We start from the raw sequence: 19947 nt of genomic DNA on the forward strand, positions 1-19947 counted from the left end.
GCGCTTGACGATTTGATTTTGGACCGTGCGCCCGACACGATGGAGATTACAGCCCCTTGGTCCAAGCTGGCGAAGATTTACCATGACGCTACGGCGGCGATGATGGCGGTTGACGGCACGCGCACCGCGACTGCGCATATTTCGCATGCCTATCCGGGGTCTGCGGGACTTTACTTTATGTTTGGCGGTCGTCCGCAGGTTGAGGATCGTCCACGCTGGTATCGCGAAGTCTGGAACGCAGGTGCACGCTCTGTTCTGGCGAATGGCGGCAACCTAAGCCACCACCACGGCATCGGTCTGGGCCGTGCGCGTCTGATGGGCGAGGCCTTGGGCTCTGGTCTGGATATGTTGCAAATGGTCAAAGACGGGCTTGATCCGCATGGTATTCTGAACCCCGGCAAACTGGGTCTAAAAAGCCCGTTTGGCGCGACACCCGATTGGGCAGACACGGCAAAGGCAGCAAAGTAATGTCCTCCCCGACGCTCATTCTCGTCGTTGATCTGGGCACAACCAGCCTGCGCTGTTCCATCGTGGATCAGGGCGGGACTGTGCTGGCGCATCGTCAAAGCACTGTGCCTGAAATTCGCGATGCGGACGGGCTGGCGTGGGATGGCGGAGTGCTGGCGGCGCAGGTTTTAGCCGACGCGCAAAGTTTGGCGCAAGACTGGCAGCCCAACGCTGTGGCTATCGCCAACCAACGCACAACGGCGCTTGTCTGGGACGCGCAAACAGGCGTGGTGCAAGGGCCGGTTCTAAGTTGGTCCGATAACCGGACCATCACGCTTGACCGCGATTTGCGCGCGCAGGGCGTGCGGATGATTGCGGGGCTTTCGGCGTCAAAATGGCGCTGGTTGCTGGACGCTTGTGACGCAAGTGGTGGTCGCAGGCGCGCGGGGCAGTTGCGGGTTGGCACAATGGACAGCTGGCTGGTTTGGGTCCTGACCCAAGGGCAGGCGCATGTGACCGATCACACAAACGCATCCCATACGGGGCTGTACGATCTTAAGACTCACGGCTGGGATATGGATCTTGCAACTGACCTTGGCTTTCCCGCATCCGCACTGCCGCGCATCATTGCGTGCCAGCCTGACGGATTGCATGCCACTGCACTTGTGGGCGCGCCACCGATCCTTGCTGTCATTGGCGATCAGCAAGCCTCGCTTGTTGGGCAGGGATGCGAGGCGCAGGGGCAGGCAAAAATTACCTTCGGGACATCGGGCGTTTTGAACGTTGTGATGGGGACCACGCCGCTTGCGAACCCGTCGCGCAGTGCGTTTGGCAATGTGGTGCAAAGCACGGGTGACAAAATTATTTACGGTGCAGAAGCGTCCGTCTTAGGCGCAGGCAGCGCGATAGAGTGGCTGGTGCGTTTGGGTGTTCTGGATGAAGCCCGACAGATTGATACGCTGGTGGACCCTGCAACGCGTAGTGACGCGTTATTTGTCTCCGCACTTGGTGGGATTGGTGTGCCGCATTGGCAACCACAGGCGCGCGGCGCGTTTTTCGGATTGTCGGCGGCTCATGGTCCCTCCGAAATGGTGCGCGCGGTTCTTGACGGTATTTCAGCGGGGGCCGCAGAGGTGGTTGCACAAGCGGAACAGGCCACTGGGCAAACCCTGACATCCATCAGCATCGATGGGGGCATGACAAAGTCCACGGCGTTCACCGCGATCCTTGCGGCCACGCTAGACCGTCCGCTTTATCTTGCCCCCGCAGCCGAGGCCACAACGCGTGGCGCGGCAATTCTGGCGTTACGCGCGCTGGGTGGTGCACCCGAGGCTGTTCCGCCAGCACAGGCGATTATTGCGCACCCCGACACACGGCCCGCAGACACCGCGATGTGGCGCGACGCCGTTGCGTTGGTATTGGCCCATACAAAATCCCGAATAGCAGCGACCTGAAAGGAACCGACGATGTCCGACTTTAACCAAGCACTTATCAACGGCACGATTGCCCCCGTACAGGGCCGCCAGACCCAAGACATTGCAGGCCCGTTTGCGGCCAACGCAGCCGTCACTGTCACACACGGCGACGCAGCGGATGTGGACCGTGCGGTGCACGCGGCCCGCGCGGCATTTGCGGACTGGTCGCAGACCGATCTGGCCACGCGCCGCGCCGTGTTAGAGGCACTGGCCACAGCAATTGCAGACCGCCAAGCAGATATTGCCACTGCGATTACGGCTGATGTGGGCACGCCAGAGAAAATTTCGCAGATCGTGCAAGCGGGTCTGCCTGTGTCGGTTCTACGCGGTTTTGCGCAGGACGCAGAGGCGGCTTTGGCACCCGAAACAATTGCACATTCCACCGTGCATCAACGCCCCATTGGTGTGATTGCCGCGATTACGCCGTGGAATTATCCGCTGCATCAGGCGATGGCCAAGGTCGGCGCGGCGCTGGCTGCGGGTTGCACCATGGTGTTAAAGCCTAGCGAGCTGACCCCGCGCACCAACCAGATTATGATGGACATTCTGGCGTCTACAACGCCTGCGGGTGTAATCAACGTGGTCTGCGGCGACCGCGCGACAGGTGTGGCGCTGGTCGAGCACGCAGGCGTCGATGCGGTATCGTTCACAGGCTCGGTCGCGGGCGGGCAAAGCGTGGCGCTGGCCGCGGCCAAGCATCTCAAGCCGTGTTTCCTAGAGCTGGGCGGCAAGTCCGCGGGGATCGTGCTGGATGACGCCGATCTTGATCTGGCGCTCAAGGCGATCGTGAACGGCGGGCTGCTGAACACTGGCCAGACCTGTAATGCGCTGACCCGTATTTTGGTGCCCGCGGCAATGCTCGACGCCGCCGCAGATAAAGTTGCGGCTTTAGCTGATAAAATGACAACCCGGCTTGGCCCTGTGATTTCACAGACGCAATTTGATGCGGTGCAAGGGTTTATTGCGCGCGCGGAGGCGGCGAAGGGTGTCACGCTGGCGACGGGCGGATTGGGTCATCCTGACGGATTGGCTGACGGATTTTATGTCAAGCCGACCGTGTTCAAAGTGACGAACCGCGCCGCAGAAATCGCCAACACAGAGGTGTTTGGACCAGTGTTGTCGGTCATTGGTTACGGCTCTGACGACGATCTGGTGGCGCTGGCGAATGGCACGGATTACGGGCTTGCTGCCGCACTTTGGGGGCAAGACGACGCACGCGTCAACGCACTGGCGGCGCGCCTGCGTGCGGGACAAATCGACATTAACGGCGCGCCTTTTAATCCGCGCGCGCCATTCGGCGGCTTTGCCCATTCGGGCGCTGGTCGCGAAATGGGTCTGCACGGAATTCGTGAATTCCAGCGTCCCGTTTCCATTCAACGTAAAGGATAAAATCATGAGCGACGAGCATACACTTTTGACGACAATTTCAGACGGCGTGGCGCAATTGACGCTAAACCGCCCTGACGCGATGAACACAATGACACCTGCGTTTCTGGACAATGTGCTGGAGCAGCTTGAGGCGATTTCCAACGACGACGCCGTACGTGTGCTGATCCTGACAGGCGCTGGTCGTGCGTTTTGTGCGGGCGGTGATCTGAAACGTGGGCCGGGGGGGGCGGTTGCGGGTGACGGGCCGCTGGCCTCGCAAACGCGGCGGCTGCGCACGTTTATGCGCACTTCGCAATTGCTGCGCGAGATGCCCAAGATCACGATTTCTGCGATCAACGGGGCCTGTGCAGGGGCCGGTTTTTCCTGGGCCTGCGCCACGGATTTGCGGTTTGCGTCGAACAAGGCACGGTTTGCCACGGCGTTTCGCAACGCGGGTCTTTCGGGTGACTTTGGCGGCACGTGGTTGTTGCCGCGCATTGTTGGCGCAGGGCGCGCGCGCGATTTATATCTCCGCTCCAAACCGATCACGGCTGACGAAGCCCTGATGATGGGGCTTGTGTCCGGCACCTACGATCCCGAGGCACTGTTGCCAGCAGTCTACGAGGTTGCGCGTGATTTGGCAGAGGCCGCACCACTGGCGTTGCCATTGATCAAACAGAACCTGAACGATGCTGACGAAATCGGATTTGCAGAGGCGCTGGACCGCGAGGCGCTGCGGCATAGCACGATGGTCGCCACTCAAGACGGAACAGAGGCCGCAAAAGCCTTTACCGAGAAACGCACAGCAAACTGGAGCGGAAAATGAGCATTGATCTGAGCTGGAACGACGCGGGCACGGTTGCCACTGTAACCTTAAACCGCCCTGAAGCCTTGAACGCAATGACAGGCGAGGCCCTGATGCAAGTTGCGGATCATTTCCAACAGGCCGATGCGGACGGGGCACGCATTATTCTGCTGCGCGGCGAAGGGCGCTCGTTTTGTGCGGGTGCGGACCGCAAAGAGTATCCAGGCTTCAAAAGCAGTGAAGAGAATGTCGGCAAAGCACAAAACGCAATCGAGATTGGTATTCATATGAAACGGGCAATGACGGGGACCAATGCGCTGACGATTGCGCAGGTGCACGGACATGTTGTCGGCGGCGGATTGGTGATGGCGATGTGCTGCGATATGCGCTTTGCAGCTAACGATGCGCGGATGTCGCTGCCCGAGCTTAAGCTGGCGTTACCGCTTGGGTGGGGTGCGCTTTACCGCTTAATCGAACTTGTCGGGCCGACCCGTGCGTGGTCGATTATGGCGGAGTTCGAAGAGCTGTCAGGCACGCAGGCGGTCGAGGCCGGTCTGTTTTCGGCGGCGATGCCTGCGGACACGTTGGCGGCAAATGTGCAGAGCCGCATCGAAAATATGTTGAATATCGACGCAGAAGCGCTCTATTTGACAAAACGTCAATTCCGCGCAATCGCCGCCCGTTCCTCTTTTGGGAACATGGACGATCTGGATGGCGCCATTTTGCTCGGTCCATTGCGGGGCCCGAATGTGCGTCAGAAATTCAGCGGCCTTTAAGAAAGCAAGTCTATGCCCCCCAAGTCAGCCATAACCTCAGGGCCGCGTGAACGCGCGGCTAGCGCCGAAAAAGTCGAAGAGGCTGTGCTCGAAATGCTGGAAGCGCAAGGCGTCCTGACGGGCATAAACCTGAACGAAGTCGCAAAGGCCGCAGGCGTGAACCGGACTTTGGTGTATCATCATTTCGGATCCCGCCGCGGCCTTTTGCGATCAGCGATCAAGCACGAGTTGCGCGCGCGGCAAGTGCAAACCAAAACACCGCAAGAGCCTATGAAACTGGGCGCGCGCGTAACCCACGCTCTAAGATCGTTACTGGGCGGCGGCTCGTCGTTAAAGCTGACGACGTTATTGCATCTAGACGGGTCTACCGCGCCAAAACTGATGCCCAACGCAGGGGCGACATTGCTACAGCTTGAGCGGGACAAAGCGCTGGGGCTTGTGGCTGACACCGATGATCTTGCGGCACTTCATGCCACCTATGCGGCCAGTGTCTATGGGTATGCGCTGTTTCGCGAAGTGTTCGCGCGTGATCTGATGATTGATCAAGAGGAATTGGATGCGCGTGTTTTAGCGGTCATGGAGCAGTTATTTGATCAGGAACTGGGTGCGGCACCTACCAAGAAGGAGTGATCTTATGCGGCCATTTACGTTTAACACAACACCCACCGTGCGCTTTGCACCTGATGGGTTAAACGATCTTGCCTCAATCACTGACGGTTTGCTGGGCCAGCGAATTGTTATTGTGACGGATCGCGGCATGGTGGCAACAGGGTTTCCATCGCGTGCAGCGTCTGCGATGGCGCGGACAGGAGCCACGGTGCAGGTGTTTGACACCGTCGAGGCCGATCCACCCGAAAGACTGATCCTCGCCGCGACGCAATTGATGCGTGATTTTGATGCAACGGGTGTGATCGGATTGGGCGGCGGCTCGTCGTTGGACGTCGCCAAGCTGGCTGCGGCACTAGCGAAAAACAAGATGGCGCTGCGTGATTGCTATGGTGTCGGGATGCTCCCACAGGGACGTTTACCGCTTGTGTTGATTCCGACGACCGCCGGAACCGGCTCGGAGGTAACCCCGATTTCGATTGTGACCACTGGCGCGAATACCAAGATGGGTGTTGTCAGCCCTGTTTTACTGCCCGACATCGCGCTACTTGACCCCTTGCTGACGCTTGGACTGCCAGCGCATGTGACGGCCGCCACAGGTATCGACGCAATCGTGCACGCCATCGAGGCTTATTGTTCGGCCAGTCCTAATAACAACCCTGTCTCGCGCGCGCTGGCCTGTGAGGCGCTGCGGCTGATGGGCCCTGCGCTGGAATTATCTGTGACGTCACCTGAAAATTTATCGGCCAGATCGGATATGTTGCTTGGATCAATGCTGGCGGGTCAGGCGTTTGCAAACGCACCGGTTGCCGCCGTGCATGCGCTGGCCTATCCGATTGGTGGCCGTTTCAAAGTGCCGCACGGCTTGTCGAATGCACTGGTCTTGCCGCATGTCCTGCGCTTCAATGCGCAAACGGCACCCGAGGGCTACGCTCAAATCGCCTCGCTATTGTTTCCCGATCTAGCAGGTCCGCCGCGCGATGTAGCGCTCGGCTTTTGTGACGCGCTTGCGACCCTCGCCCTACGCTGTGGACTACCCCAGCGTTTGCGTGATGTGGGCATCGGGCAAAACGATCTGCCTGCAATGGCCGATGACGCCATGCTGCAAACCCGTCTATTGGTGAATAACCCGCGCCCTGTCACACATGCCGATGTGCTTGCGATTTATCAGGCAGCGTGGTGATGAACAGGCACGCCTATCCGCTTATCCGCGAAATGCAGACCCGTTGGAACGATAACGACGCCTTTGGACATATGAACAACGCTGTTCATTACCAATTCTTCGATACGATGGTAAATGGTGTCCTTCGGGGCTGGGGATGCCTACAAGACGCACAAGAGGCCACGCGGTTTCTGGTCGCCGAGACTGGCTGCAAATACTACGCGGAAATGCGATATCCCGATTGCGTCATTGCTGGCCTCAGAATCAACCATCTTGGCAATTCATCGGTTTGCTATGACCTTGGACTGTTCTGCAATGACGACCTGACCCCCTTTGCAGAAGGACGTCTTGTTCATGTAAATGTTGACCGTCAAACAGGTCGTCCAACGTCGATCTCGTCTGATTTGCGGCGGAAGATGGATTTATTGAAGAGAGAATGTGACCGGATATCCCACGCTGACACCGATGACTTATAGGATTTCAGCATTGTTCTGCCCCTGTTAGTTCGACGTATCGTGACTTAGTTTTAAAACAGAAGAAAGCGTATCAGACTGGAAGCGACTGATAACGCAAACAAGCGTGTCATTGGAATTTACGCTAGACATCCCAATTGCGTTTAGGACAAAAACGCGGTGCGTTCGATATTAAGCTTAACGATCCCGAAGGATGGGATAATATCCGTCTTTCGCCTATGTTTGGCCCCTCCCACAAAACGCGCGTAGAATTGAATGCCGTTTACCCGCTGCTGCTGAAGGCGTTCTGGGCATAGCACAGAAACGGCAAGCCGCCGGAGCAACGCAAGACGATTGGACCAAAATGGGGGCGTGGCTAAAGGAGTCCGTAGAGTTCACAAATCTGGCGTCGCACCAGCTTATTCCAGTACTTTCAACCCCAACCATGGGGACACGACACCAGAAATTTCAGCCTGCGGTGGTTAAGCAGGAAATATTCCAGAGCTTGCATGATGCCGCCTCAGGCAGCGGCACACGGAGTAGCTATCAAAGTGCCAGTGCCCGCTGCTAAGTTTCAGGTCACCCCTGGCCGCACCAAAATTTGGTCATGGATGCGCCATCCCATTTCTCCGATCCAACCCATCCGAACACGGACCCACAACTTAACGGGTCACTTTGTTTCCGAAGTTGAGGAAATGACAGAAACTGCTGCCAGGCTCCGATACGTTACCATCAAGGAGGCTTGGGAGTATGTTGCAGACAAAACTCGTGAGAACTACCGCAATATACGCCGCGCATTGGTCGGTGCGTTCGTGGCTAGCGGTCGTTATCGCTTGATTCTTCCGACGGCTGCGGAAAGCCCAAAGCAGACACTTTTCCCTGTTCCTTACGTTGTAATGATTTTATGGTTTGACGATGAAATATGATGACGCAAGCTGGCATTATGGTGGCGACTTTGCTGCTACTTCCCCATCCGAATATGTTGCTACGCACATTGCATTATTCTTGAAGTGGTGCTTCCGAAATGGATGGGCGGGCGAATTGCATCTGAAAGAATGGCCCGGAGATGTTCAAGCGGTAATTGATGAAACTAATTCGGCCACAAGTTTTTTCATGAAAAACTGCGATGGAAAACTCACGGATGAAGACTTGAGTGAGGCAGGGAATGCTTTTACGCAGCGGTATTATGGCAAAGATGGCCTCTATCTCGAGGACTATGAACAAGCGTTTCTCGAGTACATGTATGGATAAGTGCGTCTGGGGTAAAGGGGGAGAACGTCCTACACCCGATTTGTGCAACAAAGCCCAAGCGGATACCGAAATGTTTGAGCCGGCATACCTTGGCGATGGTCCAGAAAACGCGAGTGTCGCGCGACGCGAGCTGACCAATAAAGTCTGGGGTTTGGCAGAAGGCAACCTGACAGATGCGCTCAAAATGTGTGTGACCGAAAAACTAAATCTCGTCGTTAGCGGCGGCACCAGTTCAGGCAAGACGTCGATCGCGCGATGGTTAGTCGCTCAAGTCGATCAAAAAGAACGCATCCTGACCATCGAGGACATTCCCGATTTGATGCCACGCCAGCCAAACAAGGTTATGATGGTATCAAATCGCCTTGATCCAATTCGCAGCCCGGACGCGTTGCTTCAATCTTCACTGCGGATGCGTCCAGACAGGATTATTCTTTCGGAAGTCACAGGATCAGATGCGTACACATTCCTAAAAGCAATCAACACAGGTCATGGTGGGTCGATCACAACTATCCATGCAGAGACGGCAGAATTAGCCGTGGAGAGGATGGCTCAAACCGCATTAGAAGCTGATGGAAAAATGACCTACGAAGACATGATAGCTTATGTGATCCGCTCAATCGACGTCATAGTTCATGTGGAAAAACGCAACGGAAAGCGTGGTGTCTTAGAAGTGTTTTTGCCCAGTCGCTATGATGCACCTCAGGAGATTGTCGATGAAGCTTAATCATGCCGCGAAGATATTCTTGGTTGTCGGATTGAGTGTTGGCGCTCAAAAAGCAACTGCGGACAATCAAAGTTCAGTGAGCGCCTTACCGGATGCGAACGTCGCCGCCGTTTCCGATAGCGGGTATGTCGATCCGGAAATTAGCAACCGCAATCGGTGCTTAAATCAGAGGTGGTCGCGGATTTTCGGACCAGTTGTTAAGGTGGATCGCATGACGAAAGAAGTGATCCCAAATGACAAAACGAAAGAACCATTCGCCCGATTTCAAAGCCAAGGTTGCGCTTGAAGCAATCCGCGAGGAGATGTCGATGGCGGAACTGTCCAAAAAATATGGCGTTCATCCGACCCAGATAGGGACTTGGAAACGGGCGGCGATAGAGAATATGGCGACGGCATTTACGCGCAAAGGTTCAGCGCCCGATGGGGTAAGTGCCGTTGACGTCGACAAGCTGCATTCCAAGATAGGTCAGCTTGTTGTGGAGCGAGATTTTTTGGCGGATGCCTCGCAGCGCCTAACGGCCTCGGGATGCGAGGCAAAAAATGGTGAGCCGAGATCATAAGTTAAGCATGCGTAAACAGTGCGAACTATTGCAGTTGTCGCGTTCGCGGCTTTACTACCAGCCCGTCGGCGAGAGCGCTGAGAACCTGCGGTTCATGGAAATCATCGACAAACAGTTCCTGGAAACGCCTTGGTATGGATCGCGTCAGATGGCCCGGTACATGAAGCGCAACAATCACCAATGTGGCCGCCACCGGATCCGGCGCTTGATGCGGCTTATGCGTCTGGTTCCGATCTATCAGGAGCCCAACACAAGTAAAAAGCATCCGCATCACAAGATCTGGCCTTACTTGCTGAGGAATGCGGCAATTGACCGCCCAAATCAGGTTTGGTGCGCAGATATTACCTACATACCGATGCGACGCGGCTTCCTGTATCTCGTGGCGATCATGGATTGGCACAGCCGCAAAGTGCTTTCGTGGCGGCTGTCCAACAGTATGGATGCAGACTTTTGCGTCGAGGCTTTGAAAGAGGCGCTCGCCAAGCACGGCACGCCGGAAATCTTCAACACCGATCAGGGCAGCCAATTTACCAGCGGCGCTTGGATCGACGTGCTGGTCGACGCAGACATCAAGATCAGCATGGACGGAAAAGGCGCATGGCGCGACAATCGCATGATCGAAAGGCTCTGGCGATCGTTGAAGTATGAATGCGTCTATTTGAATGCCTTTGAGACAGGCTCGGAAATGCGGGCTGGGATCGGCAAATGGCTGACGTATTACAACTCTGAGCGCCCGCATTCAACTCACGGCATATTGACCCCAGATGAGGCCTATGTCAGCAAAACAGAACCAATGAGATTAGCAGCCTAAATAAAACCCAGATCCACCTTAACAAGGATGTAAACTGGTCTAAAATCTAGGACCACCTCTATCATCCCGGCCGTCCTGCATGGATGATGGTACAGCCACTCGGTTTCGAGTGGCGTTTAGATCTTGCGAATAAGTTTCGCAGCTCACAACGGGCGATGATGGTCACGGGCGCGCAGACCTGCAACTGTGATATGTTGTATCCCGATTGGGACGCGTTTCGCGCTGATTTAGAAGAAATCTGGAACGGTGTCAGCCGTGACTCTCAGTACGTTTGGAACGCAGGCACCCGATCCCAATTCGAGACGGCACGAAATAACTTGGCGGAATATAGCAGTCCATTGGTTACTGAGGTTTCCAGGCTTTGCAAAAACGTGGAGTAAGATAATGGGTTTCATCGAGGCCACCTACACCAGAACAATGTTATTGCTCGATTCATTGGGCCAAAGCCAGTTCGAAGCAGTCGCCTCCCAACTTGGCGGCACCGCTCAAATCCTGTCAGCGCTGATGGTCGTTTTAGTCCTTATCAACATGTCTCTGCAGTTTCGCCCTATGGAAGCAGGCACTTCGATATGGTTGATCTTCAAGCTCGCCCTCGTCGCTCTCTTTATGAAAAGTTGGACGGATTTCAACGCTGTTTTCAACGCTGTTGAAACCGGCTTCGAAGCGATTGGTCACGCCTTACTGGCGGGCGGGATCGGCAATGGCCAAACGACAGCAAGTTTTCCGCAAGAGCTGGACAATCTTTCCGAAACTATCGGCACCTACGCAAATGTGACGGCAGGTCGATTGAACATTTTGGGGGGCATGATCAATGCCTTGATGTTTCTTGCTATCTCTATTTTTGGCGCGCTTGCCACCTTGGCGATGGTTGCTTCACGAGTCGTTCTTGCGGTGCTTATCGGCATTGCACCGTTTGCAATCTTGGCGACACTGACTAACCAAACGAAGGGGTATTTTGACACATGGCTAACTGGAGTCATAAAAGTGTTGATGTTTCCACTCATTCTCATTGGGATATTCGCAACAATACTCGGTATGGGTAATGCAACAATCTCAAGTATTGACCCGGACAACATCACCACAATTGGTCAAGTGGCGCCGATTTTGACGGTTCTTGTGTTGGCAAGTTTCCTTGTTGTTCTCAGTCCACTCATCGTCACATTGGTAACAGGCGACTTTGCCTTAGGTGCTGTTACAGCCGTTCTAAGTAGCAAACTTGGTGGGACTACACGATCTAGCGGTAGGTCAGTTGGCGCTGCGACAAGTGGGCTTGTGGGTGGCGCGAGAGGCCGTGAGGTCGTTGATGGTGCAAGTCGATCCAGTCGCGCAGGGAACGCTCTTGGTGGTGGGATAAGAAACGCCGCGTCGGCTGTCTCCGCTGCCAACTTAAATGGAAATCTTCGTGCTGGGGTTGAACATCGAGCGGCCCAGATCAATCGGGCCTCTGAGCGCGTAGCTCGTTTAAAACGAAAATAAAAAGGGGGCCGAGGCCCCATCTATTTCGTCGTCATGGGGTCGTCTGCGGTAAGGGGTAAGCTTCTGGCGCATAAATCGCCGCTCGGGTGGGAACACATCTTGCTCACGGGGGAATACAAGTGGCCAGCAACCCGCACCCCGCTAAAAAGGGGGGATTACCCAAGCCAGCTTACAAAGCTCGGTCCCAAGCGGCTTGCTCTGACCCAGACGCACGATAGCCAACTGATCCACCATTGCGTCGCACCTCTCGGCTGATCGTCGATGGGGCGCGCCCCAACTGCCGTGAAATCGCGCCCAGAGATTGCTTTCTGCCCAGCCCGCGAGATATTTCTTCGCGCTCAGAAAGACTCAGAGCATACCTGCCGCGCCTACGCTCTGGTGGGCGTATCCCGCCCGATGGTGAGATGACCTAAAACACCGACAAAGATTGGCGATCAAAGCGGCATGAAGTCAGGTGTCGTGCACCGGAAAATGACAGGTATACGAATGACCAGGCGTATGCACTGTTACATCCGGCATCTTTGTTTTGCAGAATGATGTCGCGCGGGGGCAGCGTGTGTGGAATTCGCACCCTTCAGGGCGCTTGCGTGGACTGGGTATCTCACCCTCCAACGTGATGCGCGCGTGAATGGTATCGGGGTCCGGTTCAGGATTTGCCGACAAAAGTGCCTGGGTGTAAGGGTGGGAGGGCGTGTGAAAAACGCGCTCAGTCGACCCTATCTCGACGAAGCGCCCAAGATACATGATTGCCATGCGATCAGTGATGTGGCGTACCACATTCAGGTTATGTGTAATGACCAGAATAGCGATCCCGAGACGGCCCTGCATTTCCGCCAGCAAGTTCAACACCTCGGCTTGAACCGACATGTCTAGACCCGCTGTCGGCTCGTCCGCGATAATCAGACGTGGGTCCAGCGCAAGCGCACGCGCAACTCCAACGCGACGGGCCTGACCGCCCGAAAGCTGGTGGGGGAAACGGCCTGCAAAATCGTTCGGTAGGCCAACCATCTCTAGCAGGCGATTGGCTTCGGCGCGCATATCTGCACGTTTGCCATGGATCTCAAGTGGTTCGGTCACGAGGCTGCCGACAGTGAGACGCGGTGAGAGCGACCCGACTGGGTCCTGCCACATCATCGCGATCTCGCGTCGCAGCCGCGAGTATTCCTGCGCGCTGGCGTTCGTTATTTCCTGGCCATCAAAGCGAATCGACCCAGAGGCCGCGCGTTTCAAACCCATGATTGCGCGCGCGACTGTCGATTTACCCGATCCGCTTTCGCCCACGAGTCCCAAAGTCTCGCCTGCGTTTATGCTAAAGCTAACATCAGAAACTGCATCAAATTCCCGCGAAGATCCACTGAAGGTGGCGCGCAGACGGCCCATTGCCGGATAACGTAAGACAAGGTTTTCGACTTCTAATAGCGCGCTCATATCTTGCGGTCCTTGTCCAATAAATGGCACGCGGCGCGGTGCTGCGGGCTGCTAGCAACCAAGCCAGGTGGGTGTTCAACATGGCATTTCTCCAACACATGCATACAGCGAGGGGCAAAGATGCAGCCCATGGGTACGTCGATTAGATCTGGCAGAGTTCCGGGGATGGTCGGCAATTGTCGTGTCGCAACTTCAATGCGGGCGGGATCACATTCTAATAGGGCCTGCGTGTACGGATGCACGGCGCTGTGGAACACGTCGCGCACACTACCCCGTTCGATGACCTCGCCCGCATACATGACAGTCACATCATCACATAGCTCGGCCACCGTTCCGAGGTTGTGTGATACAAACACAATGGCGCAGCCCATTTCACGCTGCAACTCACGCAGCAGTTCGATGATTTGCACCTCAAGCGTGGCATCCAACGCCGTCGTCGGCTCGTCCGCAATCAGCAGATCGGGTTTGGTCAAAAGTGCCATCGCGATACATACTCGCTGCCGCATCCCACCCGAAAATTGATGTGGATAGGACAATATCTGCTCGTCAGGGTCGGGAATACCGACACGTTCAAGCATCTGCACCGCGCGCTGGCGTTTCTCAGCTTTGGTTCCGCAGTCGCGGTATTGGATGTCCAGCATCTGCCGTTCAACAGTGGCTACTGGATTAAGTGCCGTCATCGGGTCTTGAAAGATCATAGAAACACGTAAGCCGCGGATGTCACGTAGTTGGCGTTCAGTCATTTTTGTCACATCCACGCCATCCAGCAGGATCGCACCACTTGCGAGCTCGCTATTTGCGGCTAAGAGGCCAGATATACTGGCGGCCAGAGTGGATTTTCCGCAACCGCTTTCACCAACAAGGCCCATTATCCGACCTTTGGACACGTTTAGATTGATGCCGCGGAGTGCATGAAGCCGACCACCCGGTGTGCGGAAATCGACCGATAGATTTTGAATCTGCAAAAGGATTTCCTTGTTCATAGATTCCGCCTCAGCTTGGGGTCAAAGATGTCTCGCAGTGCCTCACCAAGGAAGGTAAAGCCCAGCGTTACTAGAATGATTGGCAGCGATCCCGCGATAACCGGCCATGGTGAATTGCGTATAAAATTAAAGCCGTCATTAAGAATTGTTCCCCAACTAGGGGCAGGAGGGCGCACACCCATTCCGAGAAAACTAAGCCCCGCCTCAGTCGCGATGACCAGCGGCACATCCATGCTGGCCAAAATTAGTAGCGGGCCTAAAACGTTGGGCAACACATGCAGGCTTAGAATGCGGAACGCACTGGCACCCATCGCCTTCTCAGCTTGAATAAATTCGGCATTTCTCAGGACCTGCGTCTGCGTGCGAACAATTCGCGCATAGATGGGGATCGATGTTATCGCGACGACGAGAATTACCGTATAGAGAGACGGACCGATCAGCGTCACCACGGCGAGGCCAAAGACAATAACCGGAAACGAACGTATCGCATCGAAGACCAGAAGCAAAATATTATCGAGCCATTTGGGTCCATAACCGGCAATAAGACCAAGTGTGAGACCCACGCTCATCGCCGCACCCAGCGTGGCGACGGCAACCAGCATCGCAATGCGGCCCCCTGCAATTACGCGGCTCAGAAGGTCACGGCCCAAGTGATCGGTGCCCATCCAGTTCGCCCAGGATGGGCTGCCCAGACGCGGACCAATCATAATCTGGTTCGGGTCATAAGGCGCAAGCCAAGGCGCAAAGATGGCGGTCATTACAACAATCAGCACAAGGATCAACCCCATCATGCCCATCGGGTTCTGCCGCAACTGCGTGCAGTAAAGGCGCAGCGCAGAAGGCTCTTTGGAAGGGGTGGATGCGTTCACCATTTACAGTTCCTCACTTTGGCGCGGATCGAGCCACGCGATAACAAGATCCGAAATAAGCGTCGCTAAAACGATAATCGTTGTCGTAATTAGGACGGCGCCTAAAACAATGGGATAGTTGCGTTCGTTTACCGCACTAACAATCAACGCGCCTATACCAGGGCGCGCAAAGATCACTTCGACAAAGACAGCAGCAGAAAAGAGGTGAGCAACCCCTGCCCCAATCAGCGTGACCGCTGGCAATACCGCAATCCGCAGCATGTAGCCGCGTACGATACGCCCTTCAGTAAGGCCAAAAGCGCGGGCCATGCGAACGTGATTTTCATTCATCACCTCAAGCATCGAGGCGCGCACAATACGGGCTATGTATCCAACCCATGAAATACCAACAGCAAAGGCTGGCAATACAAGATGCACGATCTGATCGCTCACTCCCTCTCCCGCGCCAATCGCGGGAAGCCAATGTAGCCAGACCGCAAAAATCAAAACGCCATAAAGCGCCATGACAAAAGATGGAATTGATATGGTGCCGACTGATAGGATTCCCGTAATTCGGTCGATCCATGAATTACGTCGGATCGACGAATAAGCCCCCAGTGGAATACCAATGGCCGCCGCCCAAAAAATAGACGTACCAATCAGGACAAGTGTATAGGGCAGGGCCTCCATCACGATCATTGTAACTGAACGCCCCGTGAATACGTCAACGCCCATGTCGCCACGCAGTAGATTGCTAAAGAATATTGCCATTTGGCGCACAAATGATTGATCGAGGCCCATCGAAATGCGGGTCTGTTCGATCAGTTCAGGCGTCGCGCGAGGTCCCAAAATCATTACTGCAGGATCACCCGGAACAAGATGAAGCATGATATTCAAAAGGCAGACTGCGACGACGATTATAAGCACCGACAGAAGTAATCTCTGGATTGCATAGATCACCATGATGTCAGGTCTCCTGTGTCTGAGGTAATTGAAATAAGAAATGTGGTGGCTCGGCTGCGCATGCGGGTCGAGCCACCCTTACATGATCGGATTAGACCGGTTTGAATCCCGTGAAGAGTGGGCGCGCATCCGGGCGTAGAGCAGGCTGAAGGTCATCGCGGAACATTACCGGACTGCCCTCATGCGTGAGAAAACGGTAAGCGCCACTCTCTTCCATCAGGTCCTGCATCTTGTGATACATCTCGCCGCGTTTCTCCTTGTCGCTTTCGATCTGAGCGGCTTTATGCAGTTCGTCAAATTCTGGGTTTGCGAACCTCTCCCAGTTCCATATGCCGACGTTCTCGGTTGTGAACCACGTGGTCGCATAGAATGGGTCGGGCATCATCGAAAAGCGATTGATGACGAGCTGCATCTTCTTCCAGCGATCACCTTCGCTCTCCATCCCAAGCGTCCAGAAGGAGCCTGAATCTTGCACATTAATCTCCACCTCGATTCCGATCTGACCCAACTGGGCCTGAATGACTTGAGCGATAGTCTGCCACGTCGTCGCATTCAACGTGTCGATCGTAATGGGCTCAGACGGTGGGCCACCTGCCATTTCCAGATACTTGCGCGCCGCATCCAGGTCGCCCTGTGGTGGCACGATTGCTTCCTCGCGGTGGCCGATCAGCCCTGGCGCAATCAGGCCAGTTGAAGGCGCAGCTTGGCCAAAATAGGCGGCGTCAAGAATCTGTGGGACGTTGATAGCGTATTGGATCGCCTTGCGTAGATTTTCGTCCTTGAGCGTCTCATTTTCCAGATTCATGCCCACCCAAACGTAGTAAAGAGATGGGTATTCTTCGATCATTGTATTTGAGGGCGGGCTTGCTTTGTAGTTTGCCAGCGACGACAGCGTGATGCCGGTATAATCCAAATCACCTGCTTCATAGGCGCGTTCGGATACCTTTTGGTCATCCATCGGAATGATGCGAATTTCGTCATATCCTGGAAACAAATCACCTGTATAATCGACGTTACGCACCATCTTGAGGTATTGGTTAGGTTTCCACTCTTCGATGATATAGGGACCAGAAAACGCGGGAGGATTCATACCAAAGTCACCACCATCACCGGTCGCGTCCATCACGGCCTTTTTAGATACAATATGTCCAACGCCATAAGGGAGAGTGATGCTCCATAGCGGCTGAAACGGCTTACTCAGCACAATTGTGCCCGCATATTTGTCATTCTGGTCCAGCTCGACGGATTCCAGCGGGCCCCAGTCACCTTTGACGGGGCTGTCGTGTTCAAGAACGCGCTCGAACGAGAATTTGACGTCTTCTGCCGTCATTTCACCGTAGCCGCCGGTGAACATGATGCCCGGTTTAAGCTTGAAGCGGATGTGGGTGTCATCAATCTGTTCCAGCACCTCTGCTGCTTCCAGCTCCGTCTCCCACTCGCGGCCCGGTTTGTAGCGGGCCAGCTTGGAATAGATGCAGCTCATAACATCAACGTTATAGGCATTTTGATAAAAACCAGGGTCGAGTTTGTCGATATCGGCATAGGACGACGCGCGCAGTGTATTGCCCGTCTGTGCCCACACAGCGGACGTCAGCGGCATGGTCCCCGCAGCGATGCCAGTGGTAGCGACCCCTTGCAAGAAGCCACGGCGGCCCAGGGTAATGTCGTGGATTATTTTAGTCATGATAGTCATCCTCCATGATTATTCGGTACGCCTCTTTGGCCCCCATCAATTTTGATCTGCGGCCGTGCTTAGACATGGTTGCGTGGAATGGATTCGTGCCACTCTTTTTCATAGGCCAGCGTATTGCCTTCCCATGCGCGCAGGCGGGCGCTAATTTCCCAAGTGGTGGTAGTGCTGCTCACTTCCGTCTCAGTTTCAGACCGCACCGCCCAGTCGTCTCTGCTCATTGCATGCGACCATGTAATTCGTGCCTTTGGGGCATAATCAGTGGCACTGTCCACAGTATAGGTTTCGACCCCTTTTGAGGTGATAGTCAGATTATTCTCACGGATGTGGATCGTGCCGTCATCGTCGGTAACCGTGATGCGAGCTCCGCCTTGGTCCGTGCGATCGACCTGCCAGTCGAAGCCTCCTTTTACGATGATCTCAGGTTCGAGCGGTGGCGCAACCTTGGGCGTTCCTAGATCATGTAAAACCCCATCTGCTCCGTTCCTCTCGGGCAGGGTTAACGTGCAATGCGCCAAATCGAGTTTGACATTGGCCGCTTCGGGCGCGGGCCATACCATTGGGAAGTAAGTGTTAGACAACGAAAGGCGCAGCTTGTGACCTTTGCGCAGAGTTTGCGCCACGTGCTTCAGCGGGACACATGCAGTGTATGTTCGCCCTGGTTCCATCGGTTCAGGAACTTCATGGTTATCTCTATGGGCGAGGTTTAGTACACCATATGTCACGCGGGTCGCGCTACTATTCGGCGCGACGTCAACAAGGCGGGCGGCGATCAACGCAACGGGTGTGTCGCAGGTAAAAGCAATATTAAGCTCACCATCCCCTGCGATCTCGAAATCGGCCTCTAGCGGTGCTGTTTCAAAAATCACACTAGCATCGTCATCCGGCCCCTGATCGCCAGGCTGGTCGCCGGGGTTTGCATAGGAACACCACTTACCTGACTGCAATCCAACGGTTGCTGCGGTCGACACCTCGGCTACGCCCTGCGCTTTTCCGCCGCGTTCCAATGTGCCGGCCTCACTTAGTGCCCAGTCTACGTGGGTAACATTTGGCGACGGCCAAGATGGCTCTGACACCCAACGGCCTACGCGCGATTCATAACTGCTTTGCGGTGCGGCATGATCCTGCATGAAAAGGCGCAACTGTGGCTCATCCATGATACCTGTTTCCTGCCCCTTCAGCCATTGATCCCACCAACGTAGTTCTTCGGTTAACCAATCGATGGCCGGACCTGGCGCGCCCAGATGAGGGTATTTATGTGCCCATGGGCCAACCAACCCCTTACGCGGGACGCTAAGATTTTCCATTAAACGGAAAACAGCGCGCGGATAGCCATCGGCCCAACCAGATGCGGCATAAACGGGCACCTGAACAGCCGAATAATCTTCGCAAATTGAACCGTGTTTCCAAAACTGATCGCGCGACTGATGCTCGAGCCAGTTTTTAAGCCAGAGGCCACTCCCCTTCAGGCGGTCCATCCACATGCCACGCCAGCGATCACCAACGTGAACAGGGTCGGGGGCTAGCGTGTTAATGCCAAACATTGTCGCGGCCCAGCTGATCTGTTCGCAAAGCATGGTACCGCCCATGTAGTGGATATCATCCGCGTAACGATCATCAGTGGAACAGAGTGTCACCACAGCCTTTAGTTCGGGCGGCTGAAGCGCCGCAATCTGAAGTCCGTTGAAACCGCCCCACGAGATACCGACCATCCCAACTCCGCCATCGCACCAGTCTTGCGCACCAAGCCACGCGATCACATCACAGCCATCTTGTAGCTCTAGAGTGGTGTATTCATCTTTCATGATGCCTTCCGAATCGCCGGAACCACGAACATCGACACGCACATAAGCATAGCCATGACCTGCAATGTAGGGCGCGCGGGCGATGTCGCGCGCCAGCGTATTATCGTTCTTGCGATAGGGCAGATATTCTAAAATCGCGGGCACGGGTGCGTCTCCAGCATCTTCAGGCAGCCATATGCGCGCAGCCAGCTTGATGCCATCGGGCATTGTGATTTCAGTATGTTCGATCTGGCGAACCTTGCGGGGATATTCAGTGACAATCTGCATGGAAGCTTCCGCTTGGGTTAGGATAATTGTGGGAACGGGTAACGCGTATG

The 19947-nt window shown here is 55.2% G+C and carries 19 protein-coding genes and 1 pseudogene; 13 read left to right on the top strand and 7 right to left on the bottom strand.

Annotation, left to right across the window (positions count from 1 at the left end; genetic code table 11):
- The 13 genes from ACXLHR_RS18365 to ACXLHR_RS18425 all read left to right on the top strand — a co-directional run.
- Positions 1-468: FAD-linked oxidase C-terminal domain-containing protein (locus ACXLHR_RS18365; protein ID WP_458792926.1), on the top strand; the 468-nt coding region annotated here is incomplete at its 5' end.
- Positions 468-1901, top strand: a complete 1434-nt coding sequence (locus ACXLHR_RS18370; protein ID WP_458792927.1) for an FGGY family carbohydrate kinase — start codon at positions 468-470, stop codon at positions 1899-1901. The genes ACXLHR_RS18365 and ACXLHR_RS18370, both read left to right, overlap by 1 nt.
- 12 nt (positions 1902-1913) lie before the next feature.
- Entirely contained in the window at positions 1914-3311 is a 1398-nt protein-coding gene (locus ACXLHR_RS18375; RefSeq protein WP_458792928.1) for an aldehyde dehydrogenase family protein, read from the top strand.
- 4 nt (positions 3312-3315) lie between these two features.
- Positions 3316-4116: an enoyl-CoA hydratase/isomerase family protein gene (locus ACXLHR_RS18380; protein WP_458792929.1), complete on the top strand. Its 801-nt coding sequence runs from the start codon at positions 3316-3318 to the stop codon at positions 4114-4116.
- Entirely contained in the window at positions 4113-4871 is a 759-nt protein-coding gene (locus ACXLHR_RS18385) for an enoyl-CoA hydratase/isomerase family protein (RefSeq protein WP_458792930.1), read from the top strand. The genes ACXLHR_RS18380 and ACXLHR_RS18385 overlap by 4 nt, the downstream gene beginning before the upstream one ends.
- A 12-nt stretch (positions 4872-4883) precedes the next feature.
- A complete protein-coding gene (locus ACXLHR_RS18390) occupies positions 4884-5501 on the top strand; it encodes a TetR/AcrR family transcriptional regulator (RefSeq protein WP_458792931.1) in 618 nt (205 codons plus the stop codon).
- Positions 5502-5505: 4 nt separating this feature from the next.
- Positions 5506-6660 carry an iron-containing alcohol dehydrogenase gene (locus ACXLHR_RS18395; protein ID WP_458792932.1) on the top strand — a complete coding sequence of 385 codons (1155 nt, stop codon included), beginning with the start codon at positions 5506-5508 and terminating at the stop codon, positions 6658-6660.
- On the top strand, positions 6660-7115 hold the full coding sequence (locus ACXLHR_RS18400; RefSeq protein WP_458792933.1) for an acyl-CoA thioesterase: 456 nt from the start codon (positions 6660-6662) through the stop codon (positions 7113-7115). Before ACXLHR_RS18395 ends, ACXLHR_RS18400 begins: the two co-directional genes overlap by 1 nt.
- A gap of 891 nt (positions 7116-8006) precedes the next feature.
- Positions 8007-8342 carry a DUF7832 domain-containing protein gene (locus tag ACXLHR_RS18405; RefSeq protein WP_458792934.1) on the top strand — a complete coding sequence of 112 codons (336 nt, stop codon included), beginning with the start codon at positions 8007-8009 and terminating at the stop codon, positions 8340-8342.
- A complete protein-coding gene (locus ACXLHR_RS18410) occupies positions 8278-9066 on the top strand; it encodes a CpaF/VirB11 family protein (RefSeq protein WP_458792935.1) in 789 nt (262 codons plus the stop codon). Before ACXLHR_RS18405 ends, ACXLHR_RS18410 begins: the two co-directional genes overlap by 65 nt.
- A complete protein-coding gene (locus tag ACXLHR_RS18415) occupies positions 9056-9352 on the top strand; it encodes a hypothetical protein (protein ID WP_458792936.1) in 297 nt (98 codons plus the stop codon). Before ACXLHR_RS18410 ends, ACXLHR_RS18415 begins: the two co-directional genes overlap by 11 nt.
- Positions 9300-10437 (top strand): IS3 family transposase gene (locus ACXLHR_RS18420; protein ID WP_458790733.1). Its coding sequence is split into 2 segments (ribosomal slippage): positions 9300-9593 and positions 9595-10437, totalling 1137 coding nucleotides; the frame shifts between segments, so codons are not numbered across the junction. The genes ACXLHR_RS18415 and ACXLHR_RS18420 overlap by 53 nt, the downstream gene beginning before the upstream one ends.
- A 255-nt stretch (positions 10438-10692) precedes the next feature.
- Positions 10693-11913, top strand: coding sequence for a TrbL/VirB6 family protein (locus ACXLHR_RS18425; protein WP_458792937.1), 1221 nt, complete (start codon positions 10693-10695; stop codon positions 11911-11913).
- 175 nt (positions 11914-12088) lie between these two features.
- On the opposite strand, the pseudogene ACXLHR_RS18430 reads toward ACXLHR_RS18425, so the two are convergent.
- From ACXLHR_RS18430 to ACXLHR_RS18460, 7 genes and pseudogenes are all read right to left on the bottom strand, one after another.
- A pseudogene (locus ACXLHR_RS18430) lies at positions 12089-12352 on the bottom strand (helix-turn-helix domain-containing protein); the annotation flags it as partial.
- A gap of 11 nt (positions 12353-12363) precedes the next feature.
- The gene (locus ACXLHR_RS18435; RefSeq protein WP_458792938.1) at positions 12364-13341 is read right to left on the bottom strand and encodes an ABC transporter ATP-binding protein; all 978 of its coding nucleotides are present in this window, start codon (positions 13339-13341) and stop codon (positions 12364-12366) included.
- Positions 13338-14324 carry an ABC transporter ATP-binding protein gene (locus ACXLHR_RS18440; protein ID WP_458792939.1) on the bottom strand — a complete coding sequence of 329 codons (987 nt, stop codon included), beginning with the start codon at positions 14322-14324 and terminating at the stop codon, positions 13338-13340. The genes ACXLHR_RS18435 and ACXLHR_RS18440 overlap by 4 nt, the downstream gene beginning before the upstream one ends.
- The gene (locus ACXLHR_RS18445) at positions 14321-15196 is read right to left on the bottom strand and encodes an ABC transporter permease (protein WP_458792940.1); all 876 of its coding nucleotides are present in this window, start codon (positions 15194-15196) and stop codon (positions 14321-14323) included. The genes ACXLHR_RS18440 and ACXLHR_RS18445 overlap by 4 nt, the downstream gene beginning before the upstream one ends.
- Entirely contained in the window at positions 15197-16135 is a 939-nt protein-coding gene (locus tag ACXLHR_RS18450; protein WP_458792941.1) for an ABC transporter permease, read from the bottom strand. It abuts the gene before it with no gap.
- 91 nt (positions 16136-16226) lie between these two features.
- Positions 16227-17819 (bottom strand): ABC transporter substrate-binding protein, encoded by a 1593-nt coding sequence (locus ACXLHR_RS18455; RefSeq protein ID WP_458792942.1) that lies wholly within the window; start codon positions 17817-17819, stop codon positions 16227-16229.
- 68 nt (positions 17820-17887) lie between these two features.
- Positions 17888-19897 carry a CocE/NonD family hydrolase gene (locus tag ACXLHR_RS18460; protein ID WP_458792943.1) on the bottom strand — a complete coding sequence of 670 codons (2010 nt, stop codon included), beginning with the start codon at positions 19895-19897 and terminating at the stop codon, positions 17888-17890.
- Positions 19898-19947: the final 50 nt, after the last annotated feature.

It is taken from the genome of Yoonia sp. MH D7 (genome assembly GCF_054439475.1).